A 21,450-nucleotide genomic window follows, 5' to 3' on the forward strand; every position below is an offset into this window, starting at 1 on the left:
GGTCGAAGCATCGGGGCAGCCATCACTTGTAGTAGCCGCTTTTCCTCATCTCGCGGTCCGCCAGGGTCTGCGAGGTCTTGAGCGCCTGCTCCACCGTGGCCTTGCCCGACAGCGCCGCACTGACTTGCTGTCCCACGGCAATGCCTATGGCCTGGAACTCGGGGATGGCCACGTACTGCACGCCGATGTAGGGCGAGCGTGGCTCGGTCGCATCGCTCAGGCTCACGCTGTCGATGGCGTGTTTTTCGGCGCCGGCAAAGTCCGCGACCTTCTGGAACTCGGCACTCGCATAGGTGGACTGCCGCGTACCCGTGGGAACGGCTCGCCAGCCATGCTCGCGCGCCACCAGCTGCACGTACTCCTTGGAAGTGGCCCATTTGATGAAGGCCTGGGCCGCATCCACCTTCCTGGAGCCGGCGGGAATGGCCAGGTTCCAGGTCCACAGCCAGGTCGCCCCCTTGGGCGTGGAGGCCACGGGAGCGGCCGCATACGCCACCTTGCCGGCCACCTTGGACTGCCGTGGATCGCCCACGAACGAGGCCGCAATGCTGGCATCGACCCAGGCTGCGCACTTGCCCTCGTTGAACAGCGCCAGATTCTCGTTGAAGCTGTTGGCCGATGCGCCGGGCGGCCCGTAGGCCTTCAGCAGTTCCACATAGAAACCCACGGCCTTCTTCCAGGCCGGGGTGTCCAGCTGCGGCTTCCATCGCATGTCGAACCACTGGCCTCCGTGGGTGTTGACCATGGTGGTGACCAGGGCCATGTTGTCGCCCCAGCCCGGCTTGCCGCGCAGGCAGATGCCATAGACGCCAGCCTTGGGATCATGGACCTTGGCGGCAAATTCCCGCACCTGCTCCCAGCTCGGCTGCGCAGGCATGGTGAAGCCCGCCTTTTCGGCCAGATCACGGCGGTACATGAGCATCGATGCCTCGCCATAGAACGGCAGGGCGTGGAGCCTGCCCTCGTACGACAGGCCCTTGCGGATGGAGGGCAGCAAATCGTCTGCGTCATAGGCGGCATCGGTGGCAATCGGCAACAGCCAGCCATTCCTCGACCAGATCGGCACCTCGTACAGGCCCACCGTCATCACATCGAACTGGCCGCCCTTGGTGGCGATGTCGGTGGTCACGCGCTGGCGCAGCGTGCCTTCTTCCAGCGTGACCCATTTGAGCGTGATGCCGGGGTGGGCCTGCTCGAAGCGGGCAGAGAGTTTCTGCATCTCGATCATGTGGCCGTTGTTCACGGTCGCGATCACGAGTTCGGTGTCGGCCTGTGCGCCTGTGACCGATGCGGCCACGGCCAGCGCCGCGCCCGCCCTGATCAAGCTGTGCATGTCTGTCTCCTTCTTGCCTGGTCGTTTTGAAATGCCGGATCACCGCGCCTCCCGTCCCGGCAGCGGATGGACCATTGTGGCAACGGCCCCCTTCCCGGACTGGTACGCCAGGCCTGCACCCCAATACTTTTATGCACAGGCGAGGCGGCAATATCCCGTAGCAGGTGCATCAAACCATCTGCCAGCAGGACGGCGCCTCCTCGCCCTCTAGAATCGGGCCGTCCATTCCCCCCGGAGCAGACCATGGCCGTGCAGCGCATTCCCGTCCCGCCGAGTGCCCTCGGCGAGTCACCCTTCTGGCATCCGCTGGAGCGCAGGCTCTATTGGTGCGACATCCAGGGCCTGCGCATCCATTCCTGGGATCCGGCCAGCGGCCTGCACCGCAGCTGGGCCACGCCCAGCGAGCCGGGCTGCTGCGCGCCCACGGACCAGGGCCGCATCGTCGTGGGGCTGCGCGACGGCTTCGGCCTGCTGGACACCGCCACGGGCCACACCGCCATGATTGCCCTCCTGGAACATGACCCGCGCCAGTTCCGCCTCAATGACGGGCGCTGCGACCGTGCGGGCCGCTTGTGGGCCGGCTCCTTGTTCTCGCCCAAGACGGGGCCCGATGCCGCGCTGTGGTGCCTGCGCGCTGACGGCTCCGGCGGCTACGCCGTGCAACGCATGGCCGGCGACTGCACCACCGCCAACGGCCTGGCCTTCAGCCCCGATGACCGATCCATGTATTGGGCCGACACGCCGGCCCACCGCATCGACCGCTTCGCCTTCGACCTGGACTCCGGTACGCTGGGCACGCGCTCGCTCTGGAAGGCCTTTGCCCCCAGGACCGACGGCCGGCTGTACGGAGGCCGCCCCGACGGCGCCAGCGTCGACGCCCGGGGCAACTACTGGGTCGCCATGTACGAAGGCGGCTGCGTGCTGCAGCTGAGCCCCGAGGGCGAGGTGCTGCAGCGCCTGGACACGCCCGTGCACTGCCCCACCATGGTCTGCTTCGGAGGCGAGGACCTGCGCACGCTGTACATCACATCGGCCGGCCACGGACGGCCCGAGCAGGAACATGCGGCCGAGGTGCCCGCGGGCGCGCTGATGCAATGCCGCGTGGACGTGCCGGGGCTGCCGGTGAACTTCTTCAGGCAAGCTGCAGCACGCCAGCCACGCTAGCCGCGTCATCAATCAAATACTCGGCGCAAGCCCGCCGGCCGGGGGGTGCAGTGCAGTGCAGGAGCCCCGGGTATTGCCGAGCCTGGAGCTCGGGGGAAACCATGAATCCATTCTTGCCTAACCACGGCCAAAATCATCCCATCAATAGAATGACCTATTGATGATCATATTCCTGGTGCATGGCCTCTCACCCGCGTTGCGAGAACGAGAGGCGACCCGCGCCCAGGCACTTCGTCAGCCACGTTGCGCCAAGACAGGCGCATCCCGCCTGGATCGACTCATCAAGGGGAGGAAGCCCATGAAAACCATCGACTCCAGTTGCCACGCAGGTTCCGCAACGATGCGGCGACCAGTGCCTGGCGTGGCCCTGCCATGGCGGTTTTCTGCTCTGGCGGCGCTGGCGCTGTGCATGCCATTCGCGGCGGCATCCGGCCAGGACTATCCCAACAAGCCGATCCGCATCATCATCGGCTTCGCGCCAGGCTCCAGTGGCGATGTACAGGTTCGGCTGGTCGCCCGCAAGCTCACCGAGGCCTGGGGGCAACCCATCATCATCGAGTCCAAGCCAGGGGCAAGCGGCAGCATCGCTGCGGGAATGCTCGTGCGCGCCGCGCCCGATGGCTACACGCTGCTCTACTTTCCCGCAGCGCTGGCCGTCAACCCCAGCCTGTTCCCGAAACTCCCGTATGACCTCGCCAGGGATTTCAGTCCCGTCGCGCTGCTCAGCAAATTTCCCCTGGTGATGGCCGTCACCAGCACCCTGCCCGCTAGAAGCGTCGCCGAGGTCATACGCCTGGCGAAGGCGAAGCCCGGCAGCCTGAGCTATGCATCCCTGGGCAACGCAAGCCCGCCGCACCTGGCAGGGGAGCTCTTCAACCAGATCGCCGAGGTGAAGCTGGTCCATGTGCCCTACAAAGGCTCCGGACTTGCGCAAAGCGACCTGATCTCCGGACACGTGCAGGTCATGTTCGACACGGCGGTGGCCACGACTCCGCATGCGGCAGCCGGCCGGACCCGCGCATTGGCGGTCACCACCAAGCAGCGCTCCTCCCTGCTGCCAGAGTTGCCAACGCTGCACGAGTCCGGCATCCCTGGATACGACCTCTATGGCTGGGGTGGAATCGTGGCTCCGGCAGGAGTCGCCCCTGAGATCATCAGCAAGTTGAATACGGAGATAGCAAAGGCCCTCGGTGACCCGGGCGTTGCGCATCGCCTCGCATCGCTCGGGGCCGAGACTGCCGTCATGAGCCCCCGGGAATTCGGTGCCTTCATCCAGGACGAGGCGGCGAAATGGAAGGACCTGGTGCTCAGAACCGGCGCCAGGCTGGATTGAAGAGCCATCATGACCGACAGACGCATGAAACTTCACACGCTGGGGACGGGAGGGCCGCGCCTCGATGCCGAGCGATCCTCTTCTTGCCACATCCTGGAAACAGGGGGCCAGTACCTGATTTTCGACATCGGCCGGGGCGCCATTCAGCGCATCGCGCAAAAGAGGCTGCCGATCGCAAGCCTGGGCCCCTTGTTTATTTCACACCATCACGTTGACCACATCGGCGAATTCGCCAACTACCTCATCACCAGTTGGATCGAAGGGCGCCGCGCACCGCTGTGCGTCTATGGACCGCCGGGCACCGCCGCCATCGTCGACATCCTCATGGCTTCGGTGTACGACCGCGACATCGCCTTCCGCACCCAGGGGGAAAAGGCCTTTGGCCCTTTCGTGGGCGCGCAGGTTATCGAATTGCGAGGCGGAGAGGTGGTCGAAGGCGATGGCTGGCGCGTGAGGTGTGCGGAAGTCGAGCACGGGCACAAGCTGCCTTTCAGCAACGTCTTCCGAAGAGGATGGATCTGCCACGCCTACCGCGTCGAATGCGAGGGAAAGGTTTTTTCGTACAGTGGGGATGCGGTGATGTGCGATGCACTCGCAGGCATCGCCGAAAACGCCGATCTGCACCTGCAATGCTGTTACATGCCACGCTCCGCGTTCACGCGCAGCACGCACCTTCAGGACGTCAGCCGGTATACGCTGGCATGTTCGGATACCGCCGGCAAGATCGCTGCCCGGGCGGCCGTGAAGCAGCTGGTCCTGACGCACTTCAAGCGGCTATCGGTCGAAGAGCTGCTCGAGATCGAACGGGATGTTCGTGCCGATTTTTCCGGGCCGGTCCACTTGTCACGCGATCTGTCCGAGTACGATTTCTAGAGCGTGTCATGCACTTTCCAGGCGGACGTACGGGCCTTGCGGCTTCTCGGCCCGCATCCGCAGCAGCAACCCTGCGGTCGATGCGTCCAGACCCGCCATGTTGCCGCTGGCCAGGCGCGGCTGCAGGTCGCGCGCCAGCAGCTTGCCCAGCTCCACCCCCCACTGGTCGAAGCTGTTGAGGCCCCACAGCGCACCCGCCACGAACACGCGGTGCTCCTGCAAGGCGATCAGCGCACCCAGCGCCGCCGGAGTGAGCGCATCCAGCAGTACGAAGGTGCTGGGCCGGTTGCCCGGGAAGTGGCGGTGGCCATCATCGCAGGAACGCCCCTGCATCAAGGCCTGGGCCTGGGCCAGGGCGTTGGCCAGCAGTTGCTCGTGGTGGCCCTGCAGGCCGTGCGAGGGCCGCTGCACGGCGATGATCTCCAGCGGCACGATGTCCATACCCTGGTGCAGCATCTGGAAGAAGGCATGCTGCCCATCCGTACCAGGCTCGCCCCAGAGCACGGGGGCCGAGCCCAGTGCCAGCGGCCGGCCCTGGCGGTCCACGCGCTTGCCGTTGCTCTCCATCTCCAGTTGCTGCAGATAGGCCGGTAGGCGCCGCAGGCCTGCATGGTAGGGCGCGATGCAGCGGCTGCCAAAGCCCAGCAGATTGCGGTTCCAGATGTCGAGCAGCGCCAGGCGCACGGGCAGGTTGGCCTGCAGCGGTGCCGTGCGGAAGTGGTGGTCCATGGCATGCGCGCCGGCCAGCAGGTCGCGGAATGCCGCGGCTCCCACGGCGACGGCCACGGGCAGCCCGATCGCCGACCACAGCGAATAGCGCCCGCCCACCCAGTCCCAGAAGCCGAAAGTGGTGGTGATGCCCATCTGAGCCGCCGCCGAGGCATTGGTGGTCAGTGCCACGAAATGCCTTGCCACATCCGCTCCACCGCTGCGTGCCTGGAACCATTGCAGTGCGCTGCGCGCATTGGTCAGCGTCTCCTGCGTGCTGAACACCTTGGAGGCCACGATGAACAGCGTGCTGCGTGGCTGCAGCCCATCGAGCACCGATTGCAGCTCATGCCCATCCACGTTGGAGACGAAGTGCATGCGCCGCCGTGCGTCGCACATTCCCTGCAACGCCTGCACGGCCATCTGCGGCCCCAGGCCCGATCCGCCGATGCCCATGCACACCACATCGGTGATGCCGGCATCGGCCCTCACGCGCTCGGCATAGGCCAGCATGGCATCCAGCGTTTCGTGCACCTGGCCCAGAGCCCATGCCAGCCCCGGCTGCGCATCGCCACGCGGGCAGCGCAGCAGCGCGTGCAGCACGGCGCGGCCCTCGCTGCCGTTGACGTGCTCGCCGGCGAACATGGCATCGCGCTGCTGCTCCACTGCGCACTCGCGCGCCAGACGCAACAGCAGCGCCTCGGCCGGGGCATCCCAGAGGTTCTTGGACAGGTCTGCAAAACAGTGTGGCGCCTCCTGGCTGAAGTGCGCGAACCGGCCGGGATCATCGGCAAAGGCCTGGCGCAGATCGAAGCCCTTGCGCAGGGCCAAGGCATGTTGGTGCAGCGCAGGCCAGACAGTGGCATGGTCGCAGCGCGGGGGCTGGGGAATGACGGACAGCATGGGATGAAAGTAATCTGATTACCAAATCGACAACACATCTCTGGAACAAGACCTCAATACCTTCCTATAATTTATCCGATTCTTCAAAATTTTGGTAACCAAGTTACCAAAAATAGATGCACCAACTTGTGGAGACAGCATGGGTTTCGATCTGGTTTTGTTCGGTGGCACGGGTGATCTCGCATGGCGCAAGCTCATGCCCGCGCTGTTCCAGGCGTTCCGCCACGGCACCCTCCCCGAGGGGGGACGCATCCTGTGCGTGGGTCGCGATGATCTGGGTGACGACCAGTACCGCGCGCTCATCCAGGGCCGCTTCGAAAAGGTGGAACTGTCCAAGCGCCCCAGTCCAGAGGAGTTCTCGCGTTTCGCGGCCCTGCTGCACTACCTGCGCATGGACCTGTCGCAACCCGCCGACTACGAGCGCCTGGCCACGGCGCTGAACACGCGCGGCGCCGAGACGGTGGTGATGTACCTGGCCACTGCGCCCAGCCTGTTCACCACGGTCTGCGAGCAGATCGCAGCCGTGGGCCTGAATGGCCCGCAGACGCGCGTGGTGCTGGAAAAGCCGCTGGGCCACGATCTGGCCTCCAACCAGGCCATCAACGCCTCGCTGCGCAAGGTCCTGCGCGAAGAGCAGGTGTTTCGCATAGACCACTACCTGGGCAAGCCCTCGGTCCAGAACCTGCTGGCCCTGCGCTTCGGCAACGCACTGTTCGAGCCGCTGTGGCGGCGCGAGACCATTGCCAACATCCAGATCACCATTGCCGAGGAACTGGGCGTGGAAAGCCGTGGCGCCTTCTACGACCAGACCGGCGCGCTGCGCGACATGGTGCAAAACCATGCCCTGCAACTGCTGTGCGCCATCGGCATGGAGCCGCCCATCAACGCCTCGGCCCACGCCATCCGCGACGAAAAGCTCAAGGTGCTGCAGTCGCTCAAGCCCTGGACGCCGGAAGCGCTGGGCCAGCATGTGGTGCGCGGCCAGTATCTGGCCGGCGCCAGCCAGGGCCAGCCCGTGCCCGCCTACCAGCAAGAGAAAGGCGTGGCGGCCGGCAGCCAGACCGAGACCTTCGTCGCCCTGCGCACCGAGATCTGCAACTGGCGCTGGGCCGGCGTGCCCTTCTACATCCGCACCGGCAAGCGGCTGGCAGGACGGGATGCGCGCATCGTCGTGAACTTCCGGCCCGTGCCCCATCCCATCTTCCGCTCGCCCCTGTCCGAAGCCAACCGGCTGGTCATCAACCTGCAGCCCAAGGACGGCCTGGAGCTGCACCTGCTGGCCCAGGGCGCCACCCAGCAGCAGGCCGAGCCTTCGCTGGCCCCCGTGCACCTGAACCTGGACTTCGACCAGCGCTTCGGCGCCAAGCGCGTGGGCGCCTACGAACGCCTGCTGCTGGACGTGATCGCCGGGCGGCTGAACCTGTTCGTGCGCAGCGACGAGCAGGAACAGGCCTGGCGCTGGGTGGAACCCATACTGCAGCACTGGCGCAACGATCTCTCGGGGCCGCGCGGCTATGCGGCTGGCGGCTGGGGGCCCAGCGCGGCCAGCGCCATGATTGCGCGGGATGGGTTTTGCTGGAGCGAGGAGGTTTGAGGCTCCCCCTGAGGCGCTGCGCGCCTTCCCCCTCTCTCGCTGCGCGGGAGGGGGACGACACCCTCGGTGCGGGGCGGCCCTTCCTCGGTGTCCCTGGGGTGGGCCGCGACAGTTTCATACGCCGCGCCTGCATATGGCGCCACGCAGTTGGCATATGGCCCGTGAGAAACGCTGAATCATGGGGGAACCTACAATGAGGCCCCGAGAGACTGACCACACCATGAATCCTGCTGCGCCGGCTGCCGATGCCGCCCCCACCTCCTCCCTGATCGATCCCAAGCTCGCCATGGGATGGATGCACACGACACGCTTTTTGACGACGGCTGCGCAACTGCACCATCTTCCCAAGGTCGATGTGCCCGAGATCGCGTTCGTGGGCCGCTCCAATGCCGGCAAGTCCACCTGCATCAACACGCTGACGCAGCAAAAGCAGCTGGCCTTCGCCTCGAAGAAGCCCGGCCGCACGCAGCACATCAACCTGTTCTCCCTGGGCAAGCAGGGCGTGACCGATGCCGTGCTGGCCGATCTGCCCGGCTACGGCTACGCCGCCGTGTCGCGCACGGACAAGCAGCGCTGGCAGCGCGTGATGCTGAACTATCTGGTCAGCCGCGAGAGCCTGACGGGCATCGTGCTGCTGTGCGATCCGCGACTGGGCCTGACCGAACTCGACGAAGCCTTGCTCGATGCCCTGCGCCCGCGCGTGCAGGAGGGCCTGAAGTTCCTCGTGCTGCTGACCAAGGCCGACAAGCTCACGCGCGCCGAGCAGGCCAAGGTGCTGTCCATCACGCGGCTCAATGCCGGCGGTGGCGAGGTGCGCATGTTCTCCGCGCTCAAGAAGCAGGGCGTGGACGAGGTGGCCCAGCTGCTGTGGCACTGGAGCCATCCCGAAGGACTGGCCCAGCCGGCAGCGGCTGCACCGCAGGCGGACGTCGCAGCCGCGACGCCCGGCGAGAGCGACAGCCCCCAAGATTAGCGCCCGGAGGCGCTCGTGTAGCCAGCGCCCCGCAAGGAGCGCAACATGGTGAACACCTGCATTCGCGAGCTGCCTCACGGCATCCATCTGCACTGTCGCGTCAGCGGCGAACCCGGCCGGCCGCTGCTGCTGTTCCTGCACGGCTTTCCCGAGGGCAGCTTCATCTGGGAAGGCATGCTGGAGCAGTTCGGCACGCAATGGCGTTGCGTCGCCCCCGATCTGCGGGGCTTTGGCCGTTCCAGCCAGCCGGCCGGCGTGGAGCAGTACAAGGCCAAGCACCTGCTGCAGGATCTGGCGGCGCTGATCGCCATCGAAAGCCCTGGCGCACCCGCAGCCTGCGTGATCGCCCACGACTGGGGCGGTGCCCTGGCCTGGGGTCTGGCCAATCGCCATCCCGGGTTGATGCAGCGGCTGATGATCCTCAACGCCCCGCATCCAGGCGCCTTTCTGCGCGAGTTGCTGGACAACCCCGTGCAGCAGGCTGCAAGCCAGTACATGCATTTCCTGCGCCGCCCCGACGCACCCGCCCTGCTGGCCGACAACGGCTGGCAGCGCATGCTGGGATTTTTCCGCACACCGCAGGGCGAGTTGCCCGGATGGCTCACGCCGCAGTTGCAGCAGCGCTACCGCGAGCACTGGGACCTGGGCGTGCAAGGCTCCTGCCACTACTACGGCGCCAGTCCCCTGGTGCCGCCCCGGCCCGAAGATCCGGCCTCAGCCGACGCACTGCGCAACCTGAGGCTGCCGCCCGAGATGCTGGACATCGGCGTGCCCACGCATGTGCTCTGGGGCGACAGCGACCCGGCACTGCAGCCTGCCTTGGTCGAAGGTCTGGAGCCGTGGGTGCCGCGCCTGACGGTGCAGCACCTGGCAGGCACTTCGCACTGGGTCGTGCACGAGCAGCCCGATGCGGTGCGGCAAGCGCTGGAGCAGTTCCTGTCCCGCCCCGTTCAGTAGATCGAGGGCTCGCCCTCGGGCCGGGTCTTGAAGCGCCTGTGCACCCAGTAGTACTGGTCTGGCATGGTGCGAATCGCCGCTTCCAGCTCGCGGTTCATGCGGGCCGTATCGGCCTCGGCATCGTCGGTAGGAAAGTCCGTCCACGCCGGCGTGATCTCGGCCACGTAGCCCGTGGGCGTCATGCGCGTGTACATGCCCAGCACCTTGGCCCGGCCCAGGCGTGCAAAGCGCGACAGCGAGGGGATGGTGGCCGCGTTCACGCCGAAGAAGGGCACGAAGACCGAGTCGTTGCGGCCGAAGTCCATGTCGGGCAAAAGGTACAGCAGCCCGCCCTTGCGCAGGCTGGAGATGATGGGCTTGACCCCGTCGGCGCGGTTGAGCATGCGCACGTCGCCAAAGCGCTGGCGCCCCGACATGAACCACTCATCGACCGCAGGGTCCGGGTGGGTGGAAAAGATCGAGGTGAAGGGCCGCGTGGTGTGCAGCGGCAGCGCCAGGCCACCCGCGTCCATGCTGTAGAAATGCGGCGCGAACAGGATGGTGGGCGTATCGCCATCGAGCTCATGCACGGCGCCCTGCAGCTTCACGCGCTCAGCCACCACCTCGCGCGGCGCGGCCCACAGCCAGCTGCGGTCCAGCCAGGTCTGGCAAAAGACGATGAAGTTGCTGCGCGCCAGCTCCACGCGCTGCGCCTCGGTCAGCTCGGGAAAGCACAGCGCAAGATTGCGCAGCGCCACCTTGCGGCGCGGCGCCGCCAGCACGAACAGCACACGCCCCAGAAACGCACCCAGACCCCGCAGCCACGGCAGCGGCATCCAGGCCAGCGACCGCATCAGCCACACGCCGATGCGCCCGCTCATGCACCCACCTCGCCGGCAGCTGCTTCACGGCGCGGCTGCTTGTAGCGCGCATAGCCCCACAGGTACTGCTGCGGACATTGGCGGATGGTGTGTTCCATCGCCTCGTTGATCTGCTGCACCGCAGCTTCCAGATTCTCGGACAAGGGCACGGGCAACTCCTCAAGATACAGCGCATAGCCCCGCCCCCAGGACAAGCGCTCACAACGGGCCACGATCACCGCGGCCCCCGTCTGCAACGCCAGGCGCGCCGCCAGCGTCATCGTATAGGCATCGCGGCCGAAGAACGGCGACCAGACGCCCTGCCCCTCGGGCGGGACCTGGTCGGGCAGCAGCCCCACGGCCGTGCCCTTGCGCAGCGCCTTGATCATCTGCCGCACGCCGGCCAGCGTGGTCGGCACGGCCTGCACGCCGGGGCGGTTGCGCGCCGTCTCCATGACGCGGGCCAGCCAGGGCTGGCGCGCGGGGCGGTAGAGAATGGTGATCTCGCCATGCTCGGCCGACCATTGCCGCGCCGCCTGCTGCACAGACAGCTCGAAGCAGCCCAGGTGCGGCGTCAGAAAGATGATGCCGCGCCCGGCCGCGTAGGCCCGGCGCACGCATTCCTCGTTGTGCATCTCGCAGCTCGGCTGCCTGCCCATCCACATGCGCGGCAGCTCCGCCACCATGCGCCCCGCGTGTCCCACGGCCGGCGCCACGGCGCCGAGACCGTAGCCGGCCTGCCGGGCGTTGGCCAGAAAGCGGCGCCGGTACGTGGTGGAAGCAGCGAACGCCACCCAGCCCATGAGCGCGCCAAGGGGGTGCAATAGCCACAAAGGCAGTGCAGCAAACAGTCGGAACAGGGATGGCATTAAAATGATGGGTGTCGCTGAGTTAACTGAGCAACTTGCAGAGCGACGTTAAACAATTTCTGCTAAAGCGTTCGCCAGAGCTCCTGCAGCTTGGGCAGCGCCCAGCAAAAAAGCTGCAACCAAGGAGTTTATTCATATGGCGAACGACTTTCTTTTCACCTCGGAATCCGTCTCTGAAGGCCATCCGGACAAGGTGGCTGACCAGATCTCTGACGCGATCCTGGACGCCATTTTCGCCCAAGACCCGTACAGCCGCGTGGCGGCCGAGACGCTGACCAACACGGGCCTGGTGGTTTTGGCAGGTGAGATCACCACCGGCGCAAACGTCGACTACATCCAGGTCGCACGCGACACCATCAAGCGCATCGGCTACGACAACACCGACTACGGCATCGACTACAAGGGCTGCGCCGTGCTCGTGGCCTACGACAAGCAAAGCCAGGACATCGCCCAGGGCGTGGACAAGGCCAGCGATGACGAGCTCAACACCGGCGCCGGCGACCAGGGCCTGATGTTCGGCTACGCCTGCGACGAGACGCCCGAGCTGATGCCCGCGCCGATCTACTACGCGCACCGCCTCGTCGAGCGCCAGGCCCAGCTGCGCAAGGACGGCCGCCTGCCCTTCCTGCGCCCCGATGCCAAGAGCCAGGTGACCATGCGCTACTTGGACGGCAAGCCCCACAGCATCGACACCGTGGTGCTGTCCACCCAGCACAGCCCCGACCAGTCGGAAACCGCCACGAAGATGAAGGCCAGCTTCACCGAAGCCATCATCGAGGAAATCATCAAGCCCGTGCTGCCCTCCGAGTGGCTGCAGGACACCAAGTACCTGATCAACCCCACGGGCCGCTTCGTTGTCGGCGGTCCCCAGGGTGATTGCGGCCTGACCGGCCGCAAGATCATCGTTGACACCTACGGCGGTGCCTGCCCCCATGGCGGCGGCGCCTTCAGCGGCAAGGACCCGACCAAGGTGGACCGCAGCGCCGCCTACGCCGCGCGCTATGTGGCCAAGAACATCGTGGCCGCCGGCCTGGCGCGCCAGTGCCAGATCCAGGTGGCCTACGCCATCGGCGTGGCACGCCCGATGAACATCACGGTCTACACCGAAGGCACGGGCGTCATCCCCGACGCCGAGATCGCCAAGCTGGTGGCCGCCCACTTCGACCTGCGCCCCAAGGGCATCATCCAGATGCTGGACCTGCTGCGCCCCATCTACAGCAAGACCGCCGCCTACGGCCACTTCGGCCGTGAAGAACCCGAGTTCACCTGGGAGCGCACCGACAAGGCAGCCGTGCTGCGCGCCGCGGCCGGCCTGTAAGCCAGCCGCAGGGGGCTTCACGCCCCCGCATCAGGCACACAAGACCCCATGCCGCGCGAATCGCGGCATGGGGTCTTTTCCATTGCGCGCCTTCTCACAATGCTCCCGGCTCACGAGGGCATGCCACCAACTCTCGGCTGTTAAACTGCCAGCGCTTTTCCCAGAGCGAGGCCATCTCCGTGGCCGATCCATTCGAAGTTCGCCACGTCCGAGAGAAGACAAGAAGCAATGGCAGCCTCCTCCAAAGCCATCTACTGGTTCAGCACTCTTTTGTTGATCTCGGTACTGGCCGTCTATCTTCCAGGCCTGAGCAATGGCCTGCTGTTCGACGATATGCGCCTGACGGATGGCACCATTTTCGGAAGCTATGGCAGCCTGCTGCAATTCAAGCAGCGAACCTTGTCATATGGCAGCTTTGTCTGGATCGAGCAGGTCTTTGGAGCCGGCTGGTGGAAGCAGCGTGCCTTCAATGTCGCCCTGCATCTGGCCACGGTGGCGGCCCTGTATGCACTGTTCAAGGCCTTGATCGCACATACGCGCTTTCCCCAAGACATGGAGGAGCAGCCCCATTTCCCGGCATCCCGCGATGCGGCCTTGCATCTGGGACTGGTACTTTTCGCCCTCAACCCCGTTGCCGTCTATGCCGTCGCCTATCTCATCCAGCGCTCCATCGTCATGGCGACGCTGTTTGCCGTGCTGGCGTGCTGGTCCTTCGTACGAGGCCTTCAGAGCGGACGGGTCGCATGGCATGCGGCGGCCCTGGTGTGCTATCTGCTCGCCGTGCTTTCCAAGGAGCATGCCTTCCTGACCGTCGCGATGGTCGTCCCGCTCTACCTCTTCATCCGCCGCCCAGGCCTGAAACCCGCCCTGGCCATCATCGGTGCAACCTTGCTGCTGCTGGCCATTGCCTCGGCAGCGGTCTTCCATTTCTTCGGCCAACTGGTAGGCCAGATCTTTGACGAGCAATCCCTGGGCTATGCGCGGCAGCTGGAAGCACTGCACCCCGGCATCACCTCCAGGATCTACCCACTGAGCATTTTGAACGAGGCAGCCCTGTTCTTTGCCTATGGCTTTCTGTGGGCCGTTCCCTATGTGGGCTGGATGTCCGTCGATCTGCGACCGGCATTTCCCCTGGGCCTGGGCTCTGCCTGGCATCTTGCAGGCGCATTGGGCTATCTGGCTTTGCTGGCCTGCTCAGTCTGGGCCTTGCTCAAACGCCCGGGCGTCATGGGCCTGGTGGCCCTCTGTCTTCTGTTTCCGCTGCTCTGGTATGCCACTGAATTCGCGACGGTCTGGCTGCAGGATCCCTTCGTGCTCTATCGCAGCTACCTGTGGGCCATCGCCATCCCGGGATTGGTGGCCATTGCACTGACGGGGGTCAAGCCTCGCACCATCTATATCGCAGGCATCTTCATCGGCATTGTGTTTGGGGCCCTGTCTTTTGAGCGGGTGCTGTCCCTGCAGGACGCCGGCACTTCCTGGGCGGATGCCGCCGAAAAGATCGACAAGAAAGCCCCGGCCAATGCCGTGGGCCGTGGCCGCGCCTTTCTCAACCTGGGTACCGCGCACGCAGACAAAGGCATGCTGGACCAGGCCGTACAGGATTTCGCCACAGCCAATGCCCTGGGGGACCTGGGCGGCAATGCACTGTTCAACATGGGGGCCATTCTTTCCCAGCAAAGGAAGTTCACCGAAGCCTTGAATGCCTTTGATGCAGCGCAGTCCAAGGGCTTCAAGGGACAGGCTTTGCACTATCAGAAGGCCGAGGCCATGATGGCCATGGGCCAGTTGCGTCCCGCATTCGAAGCCTACTCGCTCGCGCTGAATGAGCCTTCCGAGGACAGCGACAACGCCAGGCAGATGGAGCAGGCCACGCGCCTCAAGCGCGCGGAGGTCGCCATAGGCCTTCAGCAATACGCCATCGCCGCCGATGACTTCCGCCGTCTGCTGCAGGCATCGCCGAACGCTCCCCGCCCGACCGTGGGACTGGGGCTGGCCCTTGTGGGCCAGGGCGACAGCGCGCAGGCCAAACAGTTGCTGGACGCCCTGATCTCCCGCAGCCCCAGCGCGCCGGCCTACTATGGCCGGGCCATGGCCCACCGCGGTCTGGGCCATCTGCCCGAGGCGCTCAAGGATCTGGATCAGGCCATTCGCCTGGAGCCACAGAATCCGCAGTATCGACAGATCCGCAATCAACTGAGCCCGGCGCCCGCAGCGAAGTAGGCAGCCCGCACGATGGCGCTACGCATCCTCCACGTCGGCAAATTCTTTCCTCCCTACCGGGGCGGAATGGAAGTCTTTCTCGCCGACCTGGTCCATGAGCAGCGGCGACAGGGCATAGATGCCCATGCCCTGGTCCATGGCGATCCACTGCCGGATGATCCCTCCTGGCTGGAACGTGTCCCCGTCCAGTTCAACCTGGTCTATGCGCCGATGGCCATCGGCTTTCGGCGCGCGCTGGGCCGCGCCATCGAACGCGTCCAACCCGACGTGCTGCACCTGCACCTGCCCAACAATTCAGCGTTGTGGGCGCTCACGCTGCCGATAGCCAGGCGTGTGCCCTGGGTGATCCACTGGCACTCGGATGTGGTGGTGTCCAACATCAAATGGTCGGTGGCCCTGGCCTACATGCTGTACCGCCCTTTCGAACAGGCCCTGCTGGAGCGGGCCCAACAGGTATTCGCCACTTCGCCGCCCTATCTCGAGGCCAGCAACGCCCTGCGCGCCTGGCGCGGCAAATGTGAGATCGTCCCGCTGGGCCTGGACCTTCGAAATATTCCTCCTCCTGTGGCGCTGTCACCCGGCCAGGGCTGGCGCTCAGAAACGAGACTGCGCCTGCTCTCCATAGGCCGGCTCACTTACTACAAGGGTTTTGAAACACTGATCCGTGCCGTGTCGACCATGCCTGGCGTGGAGTTGCTGATCGCGGGCGAAGGCGAGCTGCGCACATCGCTGGAGGCACTGATCCGCCAATGCACCCCCGAAGGCAGACCCACACCCGTGCGACTGACGGGTGCCGTCTCCGACGGGGAAAAACATGCGCTGTTCGCCAGCTGCGATATCTTTTGCCTTGCTTCACGCGAACGCACGGAAGCTTTCGGCATCGTCTTACTGGAGGCCATGCTGCATGGCAAGCCCTGTCTTGTCACCGACCTCCCAGGCTCGGGCATGCCCTGGGTGGTTGCGCATGCTCACGCCGGCCTGCATGTTCCCTTCGAGGACCAGGATGCGTGGCGCAGCAGCATCGCGCGCCTTCAGCACAATACCGCCCTGCGACAGCGGCTGGGCCAGTCGGGGAACAAGGCCTTGCACCGTTTCTTCAGCATCGGCCCCTGCGAGCAAAGCGTGGCACGCCACTATCGCAGCCTGGCACCGGATACCCGCCCTGCCAAGCCACGCCAGGATCTGCTGGTCGTCATCTCCACACGCAACAATGAAACCGAGATCGGGCATCTGATACGCCGTGTACATGCGCTGGTGAAGGCCTCGGTTCTGGTCGTGGACAACCGCAGCACCGATGCGACCTGCCATGAAGCAGAAGAATGCGGGGCCCGGGTGCTGCGCCCATTGCTGGCCATGACCAATTGGGGCAGTTTGCAGACCGGACTGCGCTATGCGCAGACCCACGGCTTCCAGACCGTCGTCACCATCGACGCCGAAGGCCTATATGAAGTCGAGGAGCTGCCCGCCCTGCTGGCGCAGCGTGAACAGGCAGACATGGTCGTTGCCTATTTTTCCGAGCGCAACAGCCTGGTACGACGCATCGCGTGGCAGTGGTTTCGATGGCTGACCGGCTTTGGCCTGCGGGACTTCGTTTCCGGCTTCCGCCTATACAACCGACAGGCCCTGGAGACGGCAACCTCCACGCAAGCCACGATGCTGGACTACCAGGACATAGGAACCTTGCTGCTCATGCGCCGGCAAGGCCTGCGGATAGCAGAAGTGGCCCTGCCATTGCATACGGCAAGAGTGAATCGTTCCAAGATCTTCAGATCATGGGGCAATGCCGTCCGCTATGCCGCAGTCTCTTCCCTGTTGAGCATTGCCCATGGCAGAGCCAGGCAAAGACCGCTTCGCCCGCCACGCTAGCCGTCACACCAGTTGCGCGACCCGGGCGTAGATGCCTACCGTACGCTCTGCGCACTTCTCCCAGGAAAACTGCGCGGATCGCGCCAGCCCCAGCGCCCTGGCCTGCTCTTGCCATCTTTCATCAGCAAGACAGACCTCCAGGCCATGCGAGATCTCCTCCAGATCGAGAGGATCCACCAACCAAGCCGCGCCACCCGCGACTTCCGGCATGCAGGACACCCTGGATGTCAGCACCGGCGTACCACTGGCCAAGGCTTCGACAATGGGCAGGCCAAAGCCCTCATAGAGCGATGGATAGGCCATCAATCGTGCACCCGCATACAAGGCAGGGAGCCAGGATTGGTCAACGTAGGAAATATAGCGTGCCCACCCTTGCGCCTGCGCCTTCTCAATGCATGCATGAATGGAATCTGAATTCCATCCTCTGGCCCCGGCAATCACCAATGGCCAATCGCTTCTCATTCTCTCCGGCAGCATTCCATAGGCCTGAACGAGGCGCTCCACATTTTTTCTAGGCTCCACGGTCCCCACAAAAAGGCTATATTCCCCGGCCCTCAGGCCCAAGGCCGTCATGGCAGGCTCCAGCATTTTTGAGGAGTGAGGAAAAAAATCACTCCCTGCGGCCAAATGAATGGCAGTGACTTGCTCCGGCGGCATCAAACCGTGTGCCAGGACTTCCTGCCGGACTGTTTCGGATACGGTGATGACATGGTTGGTCCGTGCCAGACTGTCGCCCAGGGCCATATTCATATATTCCACCCGAGCCCGTGGATGGAACTGTGGGCATATGATGTGAGAAAGATCATGAACGGTACTCACCGTCCTTCCCTTGAAGGGAGGAACGATATAGTTGGGAGAATGATAAACAGATTTTTCGTTACCACGCAGTCGCCATTCAAAAACCGCAGGTGCCAATCTCTCATAGACACGCACGGCTATCCGGCTTCCTGCAAGCCTGTCGCGCAAAGCCGCCTTCTTCCTGTTGAGAGAGATGGACACATGGTCCGATGTCTCCATCGCTCCCAAGGGGTCACTGACCCAACGCCCAGAGGAAAAATAGCGCAACCTCTCGATATCCTCATGGCATCTCACCCGCCTTGCCAGCTCGTAGGTATACCGACCGATACCAGTCAACGGAGGGCGGAGGGCATCAGCCGCAAATATAACGTCGAGCTTCATGCACATATCCCATTGAGCAAAGCCGCTGCTCCTGGGAGATAAACAGCGGCATCATCGGGCCCCATTTCCATGGCATCCAGCATCTTTCTACAAAATTTTCTGCAACAGTCTTTTGCATTCAACAGCCCGATGACTCCAGGAATGGTCCTTAATGAGAGACTCCTTTCTACACTCCATCAGCTTTCCCGGGTCATTCATCCATTGCAGGCACATATGGCGCAGCACCCTTTCTATTTCCTGATGGCTGTTCTTCACAACAATCCCCGCACCCGTGCTCTCGATCAATTCCGCACCGGGATCGGAACCTTCTCCAGTCTGGATATGCAGTATTGGTCTTTTTGAACCAAGATACTCATAGACCTTCCCTGGGATCTGATAACTCTGCACATTACCAATATTCACAAGCACATCTGCCTGTCGCTGCAATTCAAGGCATTCAAAATGACTTCTTTGGCCCAGGAATTTCACACCGTCCACACCATGAAACAGGTCTTCAAATGCAGAATTATTGCCAGCAACAATAAAAGATATATCCAGATCCTTCATCAGTGAAAGCGCCTTTGCCAGCTCGACCGGGTTTCTGAAATCTCTGTAAAAATTACCCGTGAACACAAGAAGGAACCGGCGACCACCTGGACGCTCAATGACATCCGTCTGCCCGGATGGAAAACCCTGCGGTAGCACGGATATTTTTTCCCCAATGCCCTCACCATGTCTCTGCTTCAGCAGATTCGAAACGCTGTCGGCTGTTACCCAAATGGAAGTGGCGCAAGAGACCACTTTTCTCTCGGCCATCGAGTCCACTGCACGCCTCCAGCGCGGCGAATAGGGAGTCAGCAGGGGATCACCCAAGTCCACGACCCAAGGAATATTGAAGCGACGAGCATGAGATCCGACAAATATATCAACTGCCGGTTCATGGGAGCTTATCACCACATCAAAATTTTCCGTCCTTAGCAAATTCCTCATTTTTCGAAGGGCGAACGGATACCACTCAGATCTGACATCAGGGTACAGGACGGCATCCAGAACCGATCGCACCAACCGATAGGCACGAAAAGCCCATGAAGTATGAGATGATTTTATCCCAGTGACATCTTCAGGCCTTCCAGGCTTTTTCCTCGCAAGCCTTTGACTCAACCCAATGAATGGCCCAGGCCAAACGCGATGAATGGTTATCCGCCCATCAAGATCCATTGGAAATGCATGCTCAGCAGATATGTCCGGGCATATGACATGAACATTCAGCCCCAACTTGGCCAGCTCATTGGATAGATAAAACCATCTCAGAGCCTGGGCAGCCAATATTGGCGGAAATTCATATGCAACAAGCAGAATCTTCACAGAATCTGCTCTCTTAAAACGGAAACTATTCTTGCAGCGGCCTTCCCATCACCATACGGAGAAACACCTCTCGCCATCTCCTTATATGCCATTCCATCCTGCAGCAGTCGTTGCGTCTGTTGCACGATGAATTCAGTATCTGCCCCCACCAACTTCACGACACCTTCAGAAATTGCCTCAGGACGCTCTGTTTCCTCACGCAGCACGAGCACCGGCTTTCCCAATGCAGGCGCTTCTTCCTGGACGCCTCCTGAATCGGTCAGAATCAGATAGGATCTCTTCATTGCCGCGACAAAAGGCGCATAATCCAATGGCTCACAAAGCATGAAATTTGACTCATCCTTCAGGAACTCATGGGCTACACCCTTGACATTGGGGTTTGGATGCACCGGGTAAAGAAACTGAACATCTGGATTCTGGCGTGCAAGGGTTTTCAATGCCTGGCAGATGCGACGCAATGGCTCCCCAAAATTCTCCCTGCGATGCGAGGTAACCAGGACCAGGCGCTTTTCCGGATCCATGGGCACGCCAATTTCCAGATCCTTTGCAGCGGCCATCAGCAAAGCATCGATGACGGTGTTGCCTGTCACAGTGATACTGCTGTCTGCCATTCCATCCCTGAGGAGATTCTGGCGTGAACCTTGCGTAGGCGCAAAATGCCAGCGCGCAAGCTTTCCCGCAATCACACGATTTGCCTCTTCCGGAAATGGATTCTGTACATCCCATGTCCGCAGCCCTGCCTCGACGTGGCCTATTGGTATTCTGCGATAGAAACAGGCAAGGGAAACTGCCATCACAGTCGTAGTATCTCCTTGCACCAGTACGGCATCAGGATCTTCAGACTCCAGCACCTCATCCATCTGAAGGAGCAGACGCCCTGTCAATTCCGCCAATGTCTGATTCGGTCTCATGATATTCATATCGATATCTGGCTTGATATCGAAAAAATCAAGAACCTGATCCAGCATCTGGCGATGCTGGGCGGTGGCTAGCACTCGCACCTCGACCCAAGGCTCATTTCTTAGTGCGCGGATCACCGGCGCCATCTTGATTGCCTCTGGACGAGTACCAACGACGCAGCATATTTTTTTTCGACTCGAGCGCATGCAGCAATCCCCTTTTGGGAGTAATAGTGTCTCGCGACAATGAATAAAAATCCTTGACGGACTCCCAACTGGTGCACTCTCGACCCGCGCGAAGAACGACAACGAACTCACCAAACTGGTGGCTCATCCTGGCCTCCAGAACATCGAAATCAATCAATCCCATCGCGCACAGCGGGGCAAACACCTTGGTTATCACATCTTCGAACTGGAAAACATGGGAATGAACACCTGGATGCCATCCATCAAGTGCTTTCCTCAAAGAATCAATACTCAATCTCTCTTCAGCAACATTCTCCGCATTGATATAACCCTTGTCGTACAACATCGCCGATTCCAAGGCATGAAATGCCTTCGCAGGAAATTCCGGCTGCAAGTGCTGAAATATCAGATAAGCCAGACTTGTGTCACTACGGAATTTGTCGAAACTATAGCGCTTGTCCGGCAGGACAATCATGCAGTGACCACCATGCTTTAGGAGTTTTCGCAATGTCTGAAAATAACCGACAAAACCGACTACATGTTCAGCCACATGGGCTGCGATGATCATGTCGAACTCGTCAGTGACCACATTGCAATAATTCTCATCCTTGCAGACATAGTCCACATGGATCACTGAATCCGGATTTTCCCCAATGCGGATTGCATGCTGTCTCAGCTCGTCGGTATCGTAGCAATCAAGTGTTTTCAAATCAGCCTCTGCTTTTCCGAGCGTTGGCCTGATAAATGGTCCTATTTCCAGAGCGGAGATGGGATGATTCAGATAAGGGAGAATAACCTCTCGCCTGAACTCCTCAAGGCTCCCATACCCCCCATCCATCCTTCCGGTGCCTTGCATGTGCATTCCATTTACTCCTGCCAGATAAAAGTA

Annotated in this window: 17 protein-coding genes; 9 read left to right on the plus strand and 8 right to left on the minus strand. The window is 62.4% G+C overall.

Translation table 11 applies throughout. The annotated features are described in order from the left end of the window. Positions 1-22: 22 nt before the first annotated feature. Positions 23-1,333, minus strand: coding sequence for a sugar ABC transporter substrate-binding protein (locus tag A9976_RS13780; RefSeq protein WP_183019467.1), 1,311 nt, complete (start codon positions 1,331-1,333; stop codon positions 23-25). Positions 1,334-1,576: 243 nt separating this feature from the next. On the opposite strand from A9976_RS13780, the gene A9976_RS13785 reads away from it, so the two are divergent. The 3 genes from A9976_RS13785 (at position 1,577) to A9976_RS13795 (ending at position 4,703) form a co-directional block, all read left to right on the plus strand. Continuing rightward, complete coding sequence (locus A9976_RS13785) at positions 1,577-2,497, plus strand: SMP-30/gluconolactonase/LRE family protein (protein WP_183019468.1); 921 nt, start codon at positions 1,577-1,579, stop codon at positions 2,495-2,497. A gap of 298 nt (positions 2,498-2,795) precedes the next feature. Next, positions 2,796-3,830, plus strand: coding sequence for a tripartite tricarboxylate transporter substrate binding protein (locus A9976_RS13790; protein ID WP_183019469.1), 1,035 nt, complete (start codon positions 2,796-2,798; stop codon positions 3,828-3,830). A 9-nt stretch (positions 3,831-3,839) separates the two neighbouring features. Beyond that, on the plus strand, positions 3,840-4,703 hold the full coding sequence (locus A9976_RS13795; protein WP_183019470.1) for an MBL fold metallo-hydrolase: 864 nt from the start codon (positions 3,840-3,842) through the stop codon (positions 4,701-4,703). A 6-nt stretch (positions 4,704-4,709) separates the two neighbouring features. Here A9976_RS13795 and pgi read toward each other — a convergent pair whose 3' ends face one another. Continuing rightward, positions 4,710-6,314 carry a glucose-6-phosphate isomerase gene (pgi, locus tag A9976_RS13800; RefSeq protein ID WP_183019471.1) on the minus strand — a complete coding sequence of 535 codons (1,605 nt, stop codon included), beginning with the start codon at positions 6,312-6,314 and terminating at the stop codon, positions 4,710-4,712. Positions 6,315-6,453: 139 nt separating this feature from the next. On the opposite strand from pgi, the gene zwf reads away from it, so the two are divergent. From zwf to A9976_RS13815, 3 genes are all read left to right on the plus strand, one after another. Further along, positions 6,454-7,908 (plus strand): glucose-6-phosphate dehydrogenase, encoded by a 1,455-nt coding sequence (zwf, locus tag A9976_RS13805; RefSeq protein WP_183019472.1) that lies wholly within the window; start codon positions 6,454-6,456, stop codon positions 7,906-7,908. A gap of 220 nt (positions 7,909-8,128) precedes the next feature. Next, entirely contained in the window at positions 8,129-8,881 is a 753-nt protein-coding gene (gene yihA / locus A9976_RS13810; RefSeq protein WP_013800744.1) for a ribosome biogenesis GTP-binding protein YihA/YsxC, read from the plus strand. A gap of 45 nt (positions 8,882-8,926) precedes the next feature. Next, entirely contained in the window at positions 8,927-9,838 is a 912-nt protein-coding gene (locus A9976_RS13815; RefSeq protein WP_183019473.1) for an alpha/beta fold hydrolase, read from the plus strand. On the opposite strand, the gene A9976_RS13820 is transcribed toward A9976_RS13815, so the two are convergent. Further along, on the minus strand, positions 9,832-10,698 hold the full coding sequence (locus A9976_RS13820) for a lysophospholipid acyltransferase family protein (RefSeq protein ID WP_183019474.1): 867 nt from the start codon (positions 10,696-10,698) through the stop codon (positions 9,832-9,834). The genes A9976_RS13815 and A9976_RS13820 overlap by 7 nt on opposite strands. Then, the gene (locus tag A9976_RS13825) at positions 10,695-11,546 is read right to left on the minus strand and encodes a lysophospholipid acyltransferase family protein (RefSeq protein ID WP_183019475.1); all 852 of its coding nucleotides are present in this window, start codon (positions 11,544-11,546) and stop codon (positions 10,695-10,697) included. The genes A9976_RS13820 and A9976_RS13825 overlap by 4 nt, the downstream gene beginning before the upstream one ends. 136 nt (positions 11,547-11,682) lie before the next feature. On the opposite strand from A9976_RS13825, the gene metK reads away from it, so the two are divergent. The 3 genes from metK (at position 11,683) to A9976_RS13840 (ending at position 16,953) form a co-directional block, all read left to right on the plus strand. Continuing rightward, complete coding sequence (metK, locus tag A9976_RS13830; protein WP_183019476.1) at positions 11,683-12,864, plus strand: methionine adenosyltransferase; 1,182 nt, start codon at positions 11,683-11,685, stop codon at positions 12,862-12,864. 228 nt (positions 12,865-13,092) lie between these two features. Beyond that, positions 13,093-15,087 (plus strand): tetratricopeptide repeat protein, encoded by a 1,995-nt coding sequence (locus A9976_RS13835; protein ID WP_183019477.1) that lies wholly within the window; start codon positions 13,093-13,095, stop codon positions 15,085-15,087. A gap of 12 nt (positions 15,088-15,099) precedes the next feature. Next, a complete protein-coding gene (locus tag A9976_RS13840) occupies positions 15,100-16,953 on the plus strand; it encodes a glycosyltransferase (protein WP_183019478.1) in 1,854 nt (617 codons plus the stop codon). 3 nt (positions 16,954-16,956) lie between these two features. On the opposite strand, the gene A9976_RS13845 is transcribed toward A9976_RS13840, so the two are convergent. From A9976_RS13845 to A9976_RS13860, 4 genes are all read right to left on the minus strand, one after another. Next, positions 16,957-18,132, minus strand: a complete 1,176-nt coding sequence (locus A9976_RS13845; RefSeq protein ID WP_183019479.1) for a glycosyltransferase family 1 protein — start codon at positions 18,130-18,132, stop codon at positions 16,957-16,959. An 87-nt stretch (positions 18,133-18,219) separates the two neighbouring features. Continuing rightward, a complete protein-coding gene (locus A9976_RS13850; protein ID WP_183019480.1) occupies positions 18,220-19,476 on the minus strand; it encodes a glycosyltransferase in 1,257 nt (418 codons plus the stop codon). Beyond that, positions 19,473-20,522: a non-hydrolyzing UDP-N-acetylglucosamine 2-epimerase gene (wecB, locus tag A9976_RS13855; RefSeq protein ID WP_310889393.1), complete on the minus strand. Its 1,050-nt coding sequence runs from the start codon at positions 20,520-20,522 to the stop codon at positions 19,473-19,475. The genes A9976_RS13850 and wecB overlap by 4 nt, the downstream gene beginning before the upstream one ends. Further along, on the minus strand, positions 20,491-21,423 hold the full coding sequence (locus tag A9976_RS13860) for a methyltransferase domain-containing protein (protein ID WP_183019482.1): 933 nt from the start codon (positions 21,421-21,423) through the stop codon (positions 20,491-20,493). The genes wecB and A9976_RS13860 overlap by 32 nt, the downstream gene beginning before the upstream one ends. Between the last annotated feature and the right edge of the window lie 27 nt (positions 21,424-21,450).

It is taken from the genome of Delftia sp. UME58 (assembly GCF_014170385.1).
In the GTDB taxonomy this organism is placed as follows: Bacteria; Pseudomonadota; Gammaproteobacteria; order Burkholderiales; family Burkholderiaceae_C; genus Comamonas; species Comamonas acidovorans.

Coding starts and splice junctions, on each gene's coding strand:
- A9976_RS13820 (WP_183019474.1), bottom strand. CDS start 10,698: ATGAGCGGGCGCATCGGCGTGTGGCTGATGCGGTCGCTGGCCTGGATG.
- A9976_RS13790 (WP_183019469.1), top strand. CDS start 2,796: ATGAAAACCATCGACTCCAGTTGCCACGCAGGTTCCGCAACGATGCGG.
- A9976_RS13860 (WP_183019482.1), bottom strand. CDS start 21,423: ATGCACATGCAAGGCACCGGAAGGATGGATGGGGGGTATGGGAGCCTT.
- metK (WP_183019476.1), top strand. CDS start 11,683: ATGGCGAACGACTTTCTTTTCACCTCGGAATCCGTCTCTGAAGGCCAT.
- A9976_RS13845 (WP_183019479.1), bottom strand. CDS start 18,132: ATGAAGCTCGACGTTATATTTGCGGCTGATGCCCTCCGCCCTCCGTTG.
- A9976_RS13795 (WP_183019470.1), top strand. CDS start 3,840: ATGACCGACAGACGCATGAAACTTCACACGCTGGGGACGGGAGGGCCG.
- pgi (WP_183019471.1), bottom strand. CDS start 6,314: ATGCTGTCCGTCATTCCCCAGCCCCCGCGCTGCGACCATGCCACTGTC.
- wecB (WP_310889393.1), bottom strand. CDS start 20,522: ATGGCGCCGGTGATCCGCGCACTAAGAAATGAGCCTTGGGTCGAGGTG.
- yihA (WP_013800744.1), top strand. CDS start 8,129: ATGAATCCTGCTGCGCCGGCTGCCGATGCCGCCCCCACCTCCTCCCTG.
- A9976_RS13825 (WP_183019475.1), bottom strand. CDS start 11,546: ATGCCATCCCTGTTCCGACTGTTTGCTGCACTGCCTTTGTGGCTATTG.
- A9976_RS13785 (WP_183019468.1), top strand. CDS start 1,577: ATGGCCGTGCAGCGCATTCCCGTCCCGCCGAGTGCCCTCGGCGAGTCA.
- A9976_RS13835 (WP_183019477.1), top strand. CDS start 13,093: ATGGCAGCCTCCTCCAAAGCCATCTACTGGTTCAGCACTCTTTTGTTG.
- A9976_RS13840 (WP_183019478.1), top strand. CDS start 15,100: ATGGCGCTACGCATCCTCCACGTCGGCAAATTCTTTCCTCCCTACCGG.
- A9976_RS13815 (WP_183019473.1), top strand. CDS start 8,927: ATGGTGAACACCTGCATTCGCGAGCTGCCTCACGGCATCCATCTGCAC.
- zwf (WP_183019472.1), top strand. CDS start 6,454: ATGGGTTTCGATCTGGTTTTGTTCGGTGGCACGGGTGATCTCGCATGG.
- A9976_RS13780 (WP_183019467.1), bottom strand. CDS start 1,333: ATGCACAGCTTGATCAGGGCGGGCGCGGCGCTGGCCGTGGCCGCATCG.